Source organism: Burkholderia sp. NRF60-BP8 (genome assembly GCF_001522585.2).
Lineage (GTDB): Bacteria > Pseudomonadota > Gammaproteobacteria > Burkholderiales > Burkholderiaceae > Burkholderia.
The window spans coordinates 670372-684050 of record NZ_CP013372.1; the positions used below are offsets into that span (position 1 = coordinate 670372).

Here is a 13679-nt window from a genome sequence, read left to right on the forward strand (position 1 = left end):
TTCTGCGTCGGCGAGAGGCGGGCTTGCTTGCACGGTTGGCTCCAGTTTCGAGGGATGAGGCGTTTGTGGCCGGAATTGTTTTCGACAACAATCGGCCTATCGATGCGCCCATGATTCGATCGACAAATTCCCTTGCAAAACGAGTAATTTCGATGACTGATATCAGCGAACCCGATTGGTCTCAACTCCGCTCGCTCGACGGAGAACTCGTGCGTGCGTTCATCACGGTGGTCGACAGCGGCGGCGTGACCGCCGCTGCCCGGCAGATGCACCGCACGCAGTCGACGATCAGCCTGCGCATCCGAACGCTCGAAGAGCGGCTGGAAACGCACCTGTTTTTGCGCGACAGTCGCCGTCTGGCATTGTCGAGAGACGGGGAAAATTTCCTGATTCATGCGCGCCGCATCATTCAGGTGCAGAACGAAGCGATCGCCGCACTGAAACGCACGGGCGGTCATGGCGTGATCCGCTTCGGCTTGCCCGAGGATTACGCGGAGCTCTGGTTGCCCGATCTGCTCGAAAAGTTCTATCGGCTACGGCCCGATGCGCGCCCGCATATCGATTGCCGAATGTCGCTGGAGCTGATCGAGCGCCTGCAGGCGGGCGAACTCGATCTGGCACTGGTCATCAGGCACAACGCGCAAAGCGGTGGGCGCCATCTCGGCCGCGAGGACGTGGTGTGGGCCGCGCATCGCGATTTCGTGTTACCGGATGGCGCGTCCGTGCCGCTCGCGCTGTTTCCGGAAACCTGCTGCTACCGTCAGCGCGGACTCGCGGCACTGGCGGCACTCGGGCGGCCGTATCACGTGATCTACACGAGCCAGAGCCCGACCGGTATCAAGGTCGCCGTCAATCACGGTGCGGCGGTGACGATCATCGACCGCTGCACGCTGCCCGCGAACTGGCGCGTGCTGGACATGGAAGACGGCTTGCCGGCGCTGCCGCCCGCGGATCTCGAACTGCTCCGCTCCCCCGGCACGTGCAATCCGGCCGCCGACGATCTGGCCCTGCTGATCGAGACGATGGTCGAGGAACGCCGCCGCGCGGCGAGCACGTCGTCGCCCGCCTGAACTATCACGCATCGCGTCCGGCAGCCTCCGGTGAGCCGGGCCAAACGCAACGACGCGATCATTCGGCCTCTCCGATGGTCCCTATCGGAATTCCTCGCTGTCAAAAGGAAATTGGCGCAATAAATATATCGGCAAGCGAACGGATGACCGTTGCCGAGAACGCCGATGCCCGCACGATCGTGCCCGCCCGGTTCCGTCGGCCGCGCGATGCTCCGCCCAAGTTCCTTTTCCATCACATAGGAGCCCTTACCATGATCCTGTCGTTGTTTGCCCGCTTGCTTATTGTCGCCGTGCGCAGCCTGGTACTCGGGCGGCTCATGCTGGTCTTCGCGCTATCGATTTCTGCGTCGGCGCACGCCGCCGGCAATGGAACGATTGCGATCGGAGTGAACAACTGGGCCGAGAATATCGCGGTCGCGAATCTGTGGAAGGCGCTGCTTGCGGAAAAAGGCTACGACGTCACGCTGCAGTCCGGCGACAAGGCGATCATCTATAACGGCGTCGCGCAGGGCAGGCTCGATCTGACGTTCGAAGTCTGGCTGCCGTCCGCGGACGGCCCGCCGTACGACGCGATCAAATCGCGCGTCGAGAAGATCGGTCCGTGGTTTCCCCGCGCCCAGCTGGGCCTCGCGGTGCCCGATTACGTCGCGATCGACAGCATCGATCAGTTGAACTCACATGCGGCCGAGTTCAGCCACGACGGCAAGCCGACGATTTTCGGCATCGAGCCTGGCAGCGGCTTGATGAAACTGACGGGCGAGGCGCGCAGCGCGTATGCGCTCGACGCAACCGTGCTGCCGTCGTCGGAGGCTGCGATGTTACTCGCGCTGGAGCGCGCGCAAAAGCGTCGCCAGCCGATCGTCGTCACGCTGTGGAATCCGCACTGGGTGTGGGCGAAGTATCCGATGCACTACCTGAAAGACCCGAAGCAGGTGTTCGGTCAACCCGATGCGATCTATGCGATCACGAAGACCGGTTTCGGTCATACGCGTCCGGATGTCGCGCGCTGGCTCGGCGCATGGAAGATGGACGACCAGACACTCGGCTCGCTGATGAACGATATCCGTGCCGCCGGTGAATCGGATCCGCAGAAGGGTGTCGCGCGATGGATCGCATCGAATCGCGCCCGGGTGAGCGAATGGCTACGCTGACAGACGGTTTCATGAAGATTGCTCCGTATGCCGAAAGGTATTCGGGCCTTTTGAAACCCTCTCCGAGCGCGCGTGCGGGTTGCGACACCTCGCCCGTGAAGCCGTACAGGCGTCACGGGCGACGCACGAGCTGATGCAACCGGCGCCTGCTATTGCGCGAGCGCGTCCGTCAACGGCCGCTGCGCGACACGCACGAGATTGTCGCGGCCCGCACTCGGGCTCGACCATTGCAGATGCATGCTGGCCGGCCCGCTCGCATGCACGTACTCGACGCGGATCGGCACGTTCCGCTTCTGCGACAGGTGGATGCGGCCCTTCGCGGTCGCGAGCCCCGGCTGCTCCTTGTCGATCACCTGGCGGCCGTCGATCCACACGCGCGCGACGTTGTCGCTCGTCACGCTGAACGTGTAGTTGTCAGCCTTCGGAATGTCGAGCGCACCGGTCCAGCGGATCGCATAGTTCGTCGCATTCATCCCCTTCGACGCATCGGGTGAATCGGTGCCGCGCTCGGTATTCAGGTCGAAATCGACCAGCGGCGTGATCGACGAGAACACCGGCGTGGTGAACGTCGTGTCGTTGTAGTACGTCGCGTTCAGCACACGCAGCCGCGAGCTGAACGCGCTGGCGAGCGCCTGCACCTCGGCCGTGCTCCACGGGTGGCCGTCGGGGTAGAGCGTGCCCTGGAACGGCGTCGCCGGCTCGACGGTGGCCGGCGCGGACGCCGTCTGCCCCCAGTGGAAACGGGTGTTCGTGCGGCCGATCATCAGCTCCCATACCAGGAAGCCCGTCTTGCCGCCGTAGGTGGACGCGATGCCGGCCATCGTCTGGCCTGCCTGGCCGCCCGGCCAGCCGCGCTGCAGCGTTTCCGAGTTCAGGCTGTCGAGCAGGCTCGGCGGCAGCGAGTAGTCGGGCGTCGTCGCATTGATCGCGTACGGGTGGAACGCATGGAAGTCGGAGAAGTAATCGCCTTCGGGCTCCTGCACGTTCGGCGAATTGATCGGCTGCGTCGCGCCCGCGTTCAGGATCGCGATGCGCGCGTCGTTCATCATCCACGCGCGCGTCGGTTGCAGCGCGCCGTTGCCGCTGCAGCCGGGCTCGTTCATCGGTTCCCAGTACAGGATGCGCGGGTCGTTGCGGTGCGCGGACACGAAATCGGCGATATAGTGCTGCAGGTCCTGCTTGTACGTGGTCGATGCGCCCGCCGCGATCGGCTGCAGGTACTGCTGCTCGACCGACTGCCCCGGCGATTGCACCCAACGGCTGTTGTGCACGCCGAAGATCGGCGCCGGCTGCGGGCCATACGCGGGATCGACGTGCCAGCAATCGTCGTAGAAGATCGGTGCGACCTTCAGCCCGTGGCGCGCGGCGATCTCGAGCAGGCTGTCGAATTTCGCGAGGAACGCGTCGCGATCGTTGACCCAGTTCAGGTAGTGCAGGTACACGGTGATCGTGTTCATCCCGTAGGTCTGCGCGTAGTCGAGCTCGCGATCGACGATCGCCGGATCGTAGTTCTGCCAGAAATCGATCGCATTGACGGCATTCCACGGGTTGTACACGGCGCCCACCACGCGCGAGAAATCGTATGTTTTCGGCGCGACGTCCGGATAGCGGCTCACGGTCACGTTGCTGAACGCGACGCTCGCGCCGAAGCGGCGCAGCCCGAACGCGCCCGCGCGCAGCGCGGTCGTCAGGCCGCTCGTCGCGTCGTTGATGCTGATCACCTGCGTGCCGTCGACGAACACGTCGATCGCGTTGTTGCGCGTGACGACCTTCAGGTGGTGCGTGCTGCCCGGCACGACCGCGGGTGCGGGGTAATCGATGAAGTCGGTCCAGTTGTTCTGTTCGCGGCCGACCTGCACCACGTGGCGCACCGCATCGAGCCCGATGTAGTAGCCCGTCAGTGCATCGGTGCCGACCGACGGGTTCGTCACGTGCACGATGAAGCCCGCATTCGCGGTATTCGCGCCCGGCGCCGGCGCGCCGATCGTCACGTCCGCTTCGTACGACGCGTGGCCGTACGCCGGATGCTGCGCGTTGGTGACGAGCTTCGCGCCGTCCGTGCTCGTACCGTCGATCCGGATCGTGTTCGTGCCGCCGCTCGTCCAGGCCGGGCCGTACGTATCGAAATCGGCGAGCGTCAGCGTTTGCGTGTCGGTCGCGACGGGCGGCGCCGGCGGCGCATACGGCGGCACGCCGCGCGACGACACGCGCAGCGCGGGCGTCGGCCCCGGCAGGCCGAGCGTGACGAGCTGGTTCGGGAAACGCGACGGGCCGCCGTGCCCCATGTTCATGAAATCGCCGGATGCGGCGGCGTTGGCCGTGGCGGCACCGTCGCTGGCTGCGGCATCGACGGACGCACGCGCGGCGAGCGCCGATGCCGACGGGGCGGACGAATCATCGCCGCCGCACGAGGCGAGCAATACGACGACCGCGAGTGCGGCGGGCTTGAGACGAGACGTGATAGTCATTCTGGACTCCGGATCAATGAGGAGAAGCGGACGACTGGTGACTCGATGCGGATGAAGCGGTGCCCGGACGGCGAGCGTCGCGGCACGGTGTGCGTGTGATGTGCGGACGGCACGGAGCGGGCTGCGCGGCGGGTTCGCGCGCAGTCGCTTCCGGTTACCGTCTCGTCGTGTTGCCGTGTCGTGGCTCGGGGTTCTGCCCGATGCCGGTGCAAGTATAGAAATGCCGGGAAAATATTACTAATAATTTAGTGATGGTGTTTACCCTCGAATGTACGGCAACGGGGGCGAACAGGGCGGCGACGGCCGCGCGAACACGCGCGGGCGGCGAATGCGCCGCACCGCGTCGTGTGGTGTCCGGAAGGAAGGAGGCTGGGACGCGCTTACGCGCTCGCCGATTGCGCGGCCGTCTCGACGGTCCGCACCGACCCGCGCTCGACCAGCGGCCCGTCGAGCTTGATCGCGCGGCGGCGCACGGGCATCCCGACCGCACGGTTCTGTTCTTCCTGCAGCAGGATCTCGACCGCCCAGCGGCCCAGTTCGTAGTTCGGCAAGACGATCGTCGACAGCGGCGGGTGCGTGTGCCGCGCGATTTCCTGGTCGTCGTAGCCGAGCACCGAGATGTCGTCGGGCACGCGCATCCCGAGATGCTTGACGGCCTCGATCGCGCCGATCGCCATCAGGTCGTTCGCGCAGAAGATCGCGGTGGGCGGGTGCGGCTCCCGCAGCAACGACAGCGTTTGCTCGAAGCCGGTGTCGGAGCCCCAGTCGCCGTCGCGCACGAGTTCCGGCGCGAACGGGATGTCGGCCGTGGCGAGCGCGGTGCGATAGCCTTTCAGGCGATCCTTCGCGGCGTCCTGCCACGGTTCGCCGTTGACGTAGCCGATGCGCCGGTGGCCCGCGCGCAGCAGGTATTCGGTCGCCGCATGGCCGCCCGCGACTTCGGCCGGCACGATCGACGACAGCCCGCTGTCCGTCGTATAGCAGTTGAGCAGCACGGCCGGCACGCGCAGCAGCTCGGCCGGCAGCGCGACCTTGCGCGTGTAGACGGTCGCGTAGACGACGCCCAGCAGGTTCGGCATCGCGAGCACCGACTCGAGCACCTGACGCTCGATGTCGACGTTGCCGTGGGTCGAGTACACGGCGAGCAGCTTGCCGTTCGCGTAGGCCGCGTCGCGCGCGCCGTCGATGTTGACGACCGGGTGCGGGCTCGTCGAGATTTCGTCGGCGAGATAGACGATCAGGTCGCGCTCGCCGCTGTGCGTCATCGTCACTTCGCGCGGCAGGAAGCGGTAGCCGAGTTCGTGCGCGATCTTCAGCACTTTTTCGCGCGTGGCGTCCGAGAATTTCGTGCCCGCCGCGTTGTTCAGCACGAGGGAGACGGTGGATTGCGACACGCCGGCAAGTTTGGCGATGTCGGTCATCGTGGGGCGACGTTGAGTAGAGCGTTTCACGGTAGGAGCGCGGTCCGGCCTCGGCAGGATGGGCAAATAAGATCGTTGATGAACAGCGGGTCGGATCAATTCGACACGACGGTAACATCGGCCATTCGGGCCGGCAATCAAGCTTTACGCGGGATGCGCCGGATGCGTGGATGTCCGGATAATAATATCAACAAATATTATTGACCACGCACGCGGCGCCATGCCATCCTTGGCCGCACATGCCCGCGGCCGAATGCTGCACGCCGGCCGGCGGGGTCGTCAGCTTCATCCCGGGATGATCGATGCCGATGGGAATGGGAATGCCCCGCCACACCGACCTGATCGAACTCGCCAGCGGGTCGACCCGCGTACGCGTCGCGCCGCGGGCCGGCGGATCGATCGCCGCGTACTACGACGAAGCGCCGGACGGCCCGCAGCACTGGTTCCGCCCGACCTCCGACGCGGCGCTCGCGAGCGGCGATCCGCTGCGCTTCGCGAGCTTTCCGCTGTTTCCTTACTGCAACCGCATCCGCGACGCGAAGTTCGAATTCGGCGGCCGCACGATCGACCTGTCCGGCCCGGACGACGCGTATCGTCATGCGCTCCACGGGCACGGCTGGCTGCGTCCGTGGCAGGTCGAGCGGCGCGCCGACACGCAGGTCGACCTGCGCTTCGAACACCGCCCCGACGCGGGCCGCGCGGGCGACTGGCCGTTCCATTACGAGGCGCGCCAGTCGATCCGGCTGGACGGCCCCGTGCTGTCGATCACGCTGTCCGCGCGCAACCTCGGCGCGCAGCCGATGCCGTTCGGCATGGGCCATCACCCGTATTACCTGCGCACGCCGCACACCGTCGTGAAGGCGCACGTCGACGCGATGTGGCACGCCGACGCCGACGTGCTGCCCACCCACGTCGGCGATCATCCGGCCGTCGCCGCGCTGTGCAACGGGATGCCGGTCGATGCATTCGAGCTCGACAACAATTTCGTCGGCTGGTCGCGCGAAGCCGCGGTGATCTGGCCGGAGCGCGGCCGGCAGGTCGTGCTGCAGGCCGAGCGGCCGTTCGATCAGCTCGTCGTGTACGCCCCGTCGGGCGCCGACGCGCTGTGCGTCGAGCCCGTCACGAACACGACGGACAGCTTCAATGCGGCGGAACCCGCGTCGCTCGTCGGCGGCTGCGTGCTGGCGCCGGGCGAGGCGCTGCAGGCGACGTTGCGGTGGACGCCGGGCCCCGCCTGACGGGTTCGGCGGTACGGGATTATCCCGAGTCGGGCAGGCGATAATATCGAGTAATAATATTAATTCGTGATGCCGCTGCCGCCGGTGTGCCACGGGGCGCGGGCCGATCACGACATCACAACACTTGGAGACGATGATGCCGAGCCGTGCAAAGCTGCAACGTATCGTGGTGACGATGGGTGTGACGCTCGGATGCGTCGCGATCGCGCATGCGCAGGACAATGCGCAGAAGGTCGGCGCCAGCTCCGCGCAGACCTGCACGAATCCGAAGCCGGGCAGCGTGAAGCTGAGCGATCTCGTGGTCGGCTTCTCGCAATCGGAGAACGAACAGAACCCGTTCCGCGCGACCGAAACCGCGTCGGTGCGCGCCGCTGCGAAGGCGGCGGGCGTCAAGCGGCTGCTGTATACGAATGCGAACGCGAACCAGGCGAAGCAGGTCGCCGATATCGAAAGCATGATCAACCAGGGCGCGCAGGCGCTGATCGTCGCGCCGAACGATTCGACCGGCCTGCAGCCCGCGCTCGCGCAGGCGCGCGCGAAGGGCATTCCAGTCGTGACGATCGACCGCCAGACGGCCGGCACGCCGTGCCAGGATTTCATCACGTTCCTCGGGTCCGACTTCTTCCGGCAAGGGCAGCGCGCCGCGCAGGCGCTCGCCGATGCGACGGGCGGCAAGGCCACGATCGCCGAGATCCAGGGCGGCTACGGCAATACCGTCGAGAGCCAGCGCACCGACGGCTTCGCCGACGGCGTGAAGAAATTCCCGAACATGAAGATCGTCGCGTCGCAGACCGCGAACTGGTCGGCCACCGAAGCGCAGAAGGTGATGGAGCAGGTGCTGCTCGCGCATCCGGACGTGAACGCCGTCTACGCGCAGGCCGACACGATGGCGCTCGGCGCGATGACCGCGTTGCGGCAGGCTGGCAAGCAGCGCGGCGTGACGGTCGTGTCGATCGACGGCACCAAGGATTTCGTCACCGCGATCGCGAACGGCTCGGCCGCCGCGAGCGTCGAGACGAATCCGCGCTTCGGCCCGCTCGCGTTCAAGTCGCTCGAAGCGTGGTTCGCCGGCAAGCCGGTCGCGCAGAAGCAGATCATGGAAGACGCGCTGTACGACAAGGCGAACGCGAAGCATTCGCTCGAAGCGAACCTCGTCTACTGATCGGCCGGCAAACGATCGGCGACGGCTCAACCGCTCAACCGCTCAACCGCGAACGCGAGGCGCGCGATGGACGCAACGCTTCCCGCCGGACCCGACGCCGGCACCGGCGCCGACGGCAAACCCGTCGTGCTCGAGACGCTCGGCATCGGCAAGACGTTCGGCGTCGTGCGCGCGCTGACCGACGTGTCGCTGTCGCTGCGCGCGGGCGAGGTGCACGGGCTGATGGGCGAGAACGGCGCCGGCAAGTCGACGCTGATCAAGATCCTCACCGGCTTTCACCAGCCCGATGCGGGCGAGATCCGCGTCGACGGCGTGCCCGTGTCGTTCGACAGCCCGCGTGCCGCGCAGCGCGCGGGCATCTGCGCGGTCTATCAGGAAATCAACCTGATTCCCGAACGCAGCGTGGCCGAGAACATCTTCCTCGGTCACGAGCCGCGCCGCTTCGGCCCGTGGATCGACCGCCGCGAGATGCGGGCGCGCACCCGCGAGATCGTCGAGCGTTACGGGCTCGACGTCGACCCGGCCGACAAGGTCGGCGCGCTCGGCCTCGGCCAGCAGCAGATGGTATCGATCGCGCGCGGCGTGTCGCTCGGCGCGCGCGTGCTGATTCTCGACGAGCCGACTTCCGCATTGAGCGGCGCGGAAGTGGAGGTGCTGTTCGGCGTCGTCGAGCAGTTGCGCGCAACTGGCATCGCGATCGTGCTCGTCAGCCATCGCCTGTCCGAGTGCTACCGGATGTGCGACCGGCTGACCGTGCTGCGCGACGGCGCAGTCGTACGCAGCGATACGCCCGACCGGCTGCCGCGCATGGCGCTGATTTCGGCGATGCTCGGCCGTGAAGTCGGCGCGCACGGCCCGCGCGAACAGGCAGAGGCGGCCGCCGCCGACACGACGCACGAGCCGGCGCTCGCCGTCGACGGACTGCGCTGGGGCACGCGTCTGCGCGACGTGTCGTTCCGCGTCGCGCCGAAGGAGATCGTCGGGCTCGCGGGCTTGCTCGGCGCGGGCCGCACCGAGACGTTCAAGGCCGTGTTCGGCGCGCAGCAGCCGGACGGCGGCGCGGTGCGCGTCGGCGGCCGCGCGCTCGACGGTGCCGATCCGGCGCGGGCGATTCGCGCGGGGCTCGCGTTCCTGTCCGAGGATCGCCGCTCGGAAGGGATTTTCTCGAAGCTGTCGGTGCGCGAGAACATCGTCGTGTGCGTGCTGCCGCGCATCGCCCGCTTCGGCTTCATTTCCGTGCGCAAGCAGGAGGCGCTCGTCGAGCGCTACATCCGCGAGCTGGGCATCAAGACGTCGCATGCGGGCGCGCCGATCTCGACGCTGTCCGGCGGCAACCAGCAGAAGGCGCTGATCGCGCGCTGCCTGTCGACCGAGCCGTCGGTGCTGCTGCTCGACGATCCGACGCGCGGCATCGACGTCGGCGCGAAGGCGGAAGTGCACGATCTCGTCAAACGGCTCGCCGACGACGGGCTCGCGGTCGTCGCGACGTCGTCGGAGATGGAAGAACTGCTCGAGCTCGCCGACCGGCTCGTGATCCTGCACGAAGGGGCGACGAGCGGCGAACTGCCGACGCGCGGCGCGAGCCCCGACGACGTGACCGCGTTGCTCGCGAACCAGACGTAACGCACCGCACATCGACCCGAGGATGAAGAAAGCGTGAATCTTGCCAACCTGATGAGCGAACCGGACCAGGCCCGTCGCACGTCGCGCCGCTCGCTGTTCGCGCAGGCACGCGACCACAGCGTGTATCTCGCGTTCGTCGCGCTCGCCGTCTTCAACCTGATCGTCACGCCCGGTTTCGCGAATCCGCTCGCCGCGCGCAGCCTGCTGTTCCAGGCCGCGCCGATCGTGCTGATCGCACTCGGGCAGAACCTCGCGATCGCCACGCGCGGGATCGACCTGTCGGTCGGCTCGGTGATGGCGCTCGCCAGCGCGATCATCGCGGTGTGCCTGCCGTACGGCATCGGCGCGGCGTTCGCGGCGGCGATCGCGGTCAGCCTCGCGGCCGGCCTGTTCAACGGCGGGCTCGTCGCGCGGCTCGGCATCGATCCGCTGATTTCCGGGCTGGCATTGCTGGTCGCCGCGCGCGGGCTCGCGCAGGCGTTGCTCGGCGGCTCGCGCGTGAGCCTGCCGCCGTCCGATGCGTTCGATTTCGTCGGCATCGGCACGTGGTTCGGGCTGCCGGTCGTGATGCTGATCGCGCTCGCGTGCGCGGCCATCGTGTTCTTCGTCGTGCGCAACACGACCTTCGGGCGCTACACGATTCTCGTCGGCGCGAGCCGCGATGCCGCGCATCTCGCCGGCGTGCCCGTGCGGCGCACGCTGCTGGCGGTCTATGCGGCCAGCGGTGCATTGGCCGGGCTGGCCGGCCTGTTCGCCACCGCGCGGCTCGGCGCGGGCGATCCGAACTACGTCGGCGTGAACTTCGAACTCGACGCGATCGCCGCGTCGGTGATCGGCGGCACGCCGCTGTCCGGCGGGCGCGTGTCGATCGTCGGCACCGTGTTCGGCGTGCTGCTGCTGCAACTGCTCGATGCCAGCTTCATCATGAACAACATCAGCTACACGTATGCGCAGATCCTGAAGGCCGCGTTCATCCTCGGCGCGTTGTACCTGCAACGTTCGGGAGCCTGACATGTCGACCGCGCCGATCTCCCCGCACGCCGCGCAAGATGCAGGCCGCGCGCGCCGCGCGCAGTTCGTCCGGCTCGTGCAGGCGCGGGGCGCGATCGCGATCCTCGTGCTCGTGTGCCTGATCGCCGGCCGCGTGTTTCCGCATTTCCTGAGCGCGCCGAACCTGCTCGACATCGTCGCGGCCGCCGCGTTCGTCGCGCTGATCACGATCGGGCAGAGCTTCGTGATCATCCTCGGCGGGTTCGACCTGTCGGTCGGCTCGCTCGTCGGGCTCGGCACCGTGATCGCCGCGTATGCGGCGCCGTATGGATGGGGCGCCGCGCTGGCCGCGCCCGTTGGCGTCGGGCTGATCGTCGGGCTCGTGAACGGCTGGCTGATCGCCCGCGCGCGGATGGCGCCGTTCATCGTCACGCTCGCCGCGCTGCTCGGGTTGAAAGGGCTGTCGCTCGTGCTCGCGAGCCAGGACATGCTGATCGCGAACCCCGGCTTCTTCGCGACGATCGCGAACGGCTCGCTGTTCGGCATCGGCAATCTCGTGTGGATCGTGCTCGTCGCGTATCTCGTCGCCGCGTTCGTGCTGAATCACACGCGCTACGGCGCGGGCGTGTTCGCGATCGGCGGAAACGAGGAGGCGGCGCGCATGCTCGGCGTGAACGTCGAAGGGCTCAAGGTCGTCACGTACGGGTTGAGCGGCGCGCTGGCGGGGCTGGCCGGTGCGCTGCTCGCGTCGCGGCTCGATTCGGGGTTGCCGGGCGCCGGCAACAGCTACGAGCTACAATCGATCGCGGCCGCGGTGATCGGCGGCGTGCTGCTGACGGGCGGCGTCGGCACGCTGTTCGGTCCGCTCGCGGGCGTGCTGCTGCTCGGCGTGATCGAGAACGTGATCAACCAGGTCGGCACGTTGAGCCCGTACTATCAGAACCTCGCGAGCGGTGCGTTCCTGCTGCTCGCGGTGATCGCGCAGACGCTGCTGACCGGCAAGCGGCGCAAGCGGTGACGCGCACGATGTCGTGCCGCCGCAAACTGGAACGCTAAATGCTTGTGTCGCGTCATCCTTTCGATGAAGGAGCACCGCGATGAGCACGCCGACCCCCACCGCTTTCTCCCACGTGAAGCCGCAGGACACCGCCTATCGGGGCGAAGGCCTGCGCGACTTCTTCCTGTACCGCGATCTCGGCATCGCCGCCGCGACGAACGGCAAGGTCGTCGCGCAACTCGTCAGGGCCAATCATGCACCGACGGCGGGCACCGGCTGGCACCGTCACGAGGCCGAATTCCATATCGTGATCATGCTGAAGGGCTGGGCGCGTTTCATGTATGGCGAACAGGAAACGCTGGTTGCGGCCGGCGACTGCGTGCACCAGGCGCCGGGGATCGTCCACTACCTGTTCGACTACTCGCCGGACATGGAATACCTGGAAATCGTCGGGCCTGCCGACTTCAAATCGATCGACGTCGACGGCCCGTGCGCGGTGCCGGAGCCGACGCCGTGGGGCGAAGCCGGTGCGTAGCTTGCCGGTGGGTGTGCGTTTTCGACGAACCGCCTGCATTCAGGCGGTTTTTTGTTTACCCGCTGACATCCGCGCACGGCTTTCCGCTTCCGTCCATTGATTCGAATTCCAAAGCGTCGCGAAGCTGAAGAATCGGAAAGAAAAGAAAGACGTTCGTCAGCTTCGCGTGTCGACAGGCGATGCGATGTCAAAGATCGTCAATTGCACGCAGGTGCGGTGCACGGCGTGTCGACGCCCGGCGTTAAGGAGGTACGGCCGGACCATCGGCTGACCTAACCGGGAGAGTGTCACCATGAACCGCATCGCGAAGATCCTGACCGCCACGGCACTGGCTTGCGCCGTGCTCGCACCGGCCCTGGCCGAAGCGCATTCGCACCGCGTGTGCCATTTCGATCATCACCACCATCGCGTGTGCCGCTGGGTGCGGTAACCGTCGCCGTTCCCGGGGATGACGCCCCGGACGCTTTCATCATTCAGGCAAATCAGGAGAGGACCATGAAAAAAACGATGTTGATCGCCGCGCTGGTCGCCGGCATGGGTGTGTCGATCGGTGCGTTCGCGCAGGTTCCGGCCAGCGCGCCGGCCGGCACGACCGGGCTGTGCAAAGACGGCTCGTTCTACTCGGGCGCATCGAAGAAGGGCGCATGCGCGGGCCACAAGGGCGTGAAGACGTGGTACGGCGCATCGGCCGCTGCCGCGGCGAGCGCACCGGCCGCGGCGCCGGCAACGGCGGCTTCCGCTGCGCCGGCATCGGGCGCAGCGCCGGCGAAGAGCGCGGCCACGACGGCCGCGGCGCCGGGCGGCGGCGCGGGCAAGGTGTGGGCGAACGACAGCACGAAGGTCTATCACTGCTCGACCGACAAGTACTACGGCAAGACGAAGCACGGCAGCTACATGTCGGAAGCCGACGCGAAGGCGAAGGGCTACCACGCGTCGCACGGCAAGGCTTGCTCGTAACGAGCAGGCTGGGCGCGCGAGCGGTTTCGCTCGTGCGCCGTCTGTGCTGAAGCAAACATCGCCCCGC

At 67.0% G+C, this 13679-nt stretch carries 12 protein-coding genes; 10 read left to right on the top strand and 2 right to left on the bottom strand.

Translation table 11 applies throughout. The annotated features are described in order from the left end of the window. The first annotated feature begins 65 nt into the window (after positions 1-65). Both WS54_RS03110 and WS54_RS03115 read left to right on the top strand, forming a co-directional pair. Positions 66-1070, top strand: a complete 1005-nt coding sequence (locus WS54_RS03110) for a LysR family transcriptional regulator (protein ID WP_236872753.1) — start codon at positions 66-68, stop codon at positions 1068-1070. A 143-nt stretch (positions 1071-1213) separates the two neighbouring features. Further along, positions 1214-2221: a glycine betaine ABC transporter substrate-binding protein gene (locus tag WS54_RS03115; protein WP_236872754.1), complete on the top strand. Its 1008-nt coding sequence runs from the start codon at positions 1214-1216 to the stop codon at positions 2219-2221. A 149-nt stretch (positions 2222-2370) separates the two neighbouring features. Here the strand turns inward: WS54_RS03115 and WS54_RS03120 are convergent, their stop codons facing one another. Continuing rightward, positions 2371-4689, bottom strand: coding sequence for a PA14 domain-containing protein (locus WS54_RS03120; protein WP_059784294.1), 2319 nt, complete (start codon positions 4687-4689; stop codon positions 2371-2373). Between the two features lie 380 nt (positions 4690-5069). After that, positions 5070-6110: a LacI family DNA-binding transcriptional regulator gene (locus WS54_RS03125; RefSeq protein WP_034205356.1), complete on the bottom strand. Its 1041-nt coding sequence runs from the start codon at positions 6108-6110 to the stop codon at positions 5070-5072. A gap of 320 nt (positions 6111-6430) precedes the next feature. On the opposite strand from WS54_RS03125, the gene WS54_RS03130 reads away from it, so the two are divergent. The 8 genes from WS54_RS03130 to WS54_RS03160 all read left to right on the top strand — a co-directional run bounded on the left by WS54_RS03130 (position 6431) and on the right by WS54_RS03160 (position 13612). Then, the gene (locus WS54_RS03130) at positions 6431-7348 is read left to right on the top strand and encodes an aldose 1-epimerase (RefSeq protein WP_059784293.1); all 918 of its coding nucleotides are present in this window, start codon (positions 6431-6433) and stop codon (positions 7346-7348) included. A gap of 133 nt (positions 7349-7481) precedes the next feature. Further along, entirely contained in the window at positions 7482-8510 is a 1029-nt protein-coding gene (locus WS54_RS03135; RefSeq protein ID WP_082725163.1) for an ABC transporter substrate-binding protein, read from the top strand. A 66-nt stretch (positions 8511-8576) separates the two neighbouring features. Then, a complete protein-coding gene (locus tag WS54_RS03140) occupies positions 8577-10133 on the top strand; it encodes a sugar ABC transporter ATP-binding protein (protein ID WP_059784290.1) in 1557 nt (518 codons plus the stop codon). A gap of 33 nt (positions 10134-10166) precedes the next feature. Beyond that, positions 10167-11144: an ABC transporter permease gene (locus WS54_RS03145; protein ID WP_082725162.1), complete on the top strand. Its 978-nt coding sequence runs from the start codon at positions 10167-10169 to the stop codon at positions 11142-11144. A 1-nt stretch (position 11145) separates the two neighbouring features. Further along, positions 11146-12141 carry an ABC transporter permease gene (locus WS54_RS03150; protein ID WP_059784287.1) on the top strand — a complete coding sequence of 332 codons (996 nt, stop codon included), beginning with the start codon at positions 11146-11148 and terminating at the stop codon, positions 12139-12141. 79 nt (positions 12142-12220) lie between these two features. Further along, a complete protein-coding gene (locus tag WS54_RS03155) occupies positions 12221-12655 on the top strand; it encodes a cupin domain-containing protein (protein WP_059784284.1) in 435 nt (144 codons plus the stop codon). 292 nt (positions 12656-12947) lie between these two features. After that, positions 12948-13085 carry an HHHH-motif protein gene (locus tag WS54_RS33905; RefSeq protein ID WP_175883728.1) on the top strand — a complete coding sequence of 46 codons (138 nt, stop codon included), beginning with the start codon at positions 12948-12950 and terminating at the stop codon, positions 13083-13085. Positions 13086-13150: 65 nt separating this feature from the next. Beyond that, positions 13151-13612: a DUF3761 domain-containing protein gene (locus tag WS54_RS03160; protein ID WP_059784282.1), complete on the top strand. Its 462-nt coding sequence runs from the start codon at positions 13151-13153 to the stop codon at positions 13610-13612. The last annotated feature ends 67 nt before the right edge of the window (positions 13613-13679 follow it).

Bases quoted from the DNA above. Each gene is read 5' to 3' on its own strand.
- WS54_RS03140 (WP_059784290.1), top strand. From the start codon at position 8,577: ATGGACGCAACGCTTCCCGCCGGACCCGACGCCGGCACCGGCGCCGAC.
- WS54_RS03155 (WP_059784284.1), top strand. From the start codon at position 12,221: ATGAGCACGCCGACCCCCACCGCTTTCTCCCACGTGAAGCCGCAGGAC.
- WS54_RS33905 (WP_175883728.1), top strand. From the start codon at position 12,948: ATGAACCGCATCGCGAAGATCCTGACCGCCACGGCACTGGCTTGCGCC.
- WS54_RS03125 (WP_034205356.1), bottom strand. From the start codon at position 6,110: ATGACCGACATCGCCAAACTTGCCGGCGTGTCGCAATCCACCGTCTCC.
- WS54_RS03115 (WP_236872754.1), top strand. From the start codon at position 1,214: ATGACCGTTGCCGAGAACGCCGATGCCCGCACGATCGTGCCCGCCCGG.
- WS54_RS03130 (WP_059784293.1), top strand. From the start codon at position 6,431: ATGCCCCGCCACACCGACCTGATCGAACTCGCCAGCGGGTCGACCCGC.
- WS54_RS03135 (WP_082725163.1), top strand. From the start codon at position 7,482: ATGATGCCGAGCCGTGCAAAGCTGCAACGTATCGTGGTGACGATGGGT.
- WS54_RS03150 (WP_059784287.1), top strand. From the start codon at position 11,146: ATGTCGACCGCGCCGATCTCCCCGCACGCCGCGCAAGATGCAGGCCGC.
- WS54_RS03120 (WP_059784294.1), bottom strand. From the start codon at position 4,689: ATGACTATCACGTCTCGTCTCAAGCCCGCCGCACTCGCGGTCGTCGTA.
- WS54_RS03160 (WP_059784282.1), top strand. From the start codon at position 13,151: ATGAAAAAAACGATGTTGATCGCCGCGCTGGTCGCCGGCATGGGTGTG.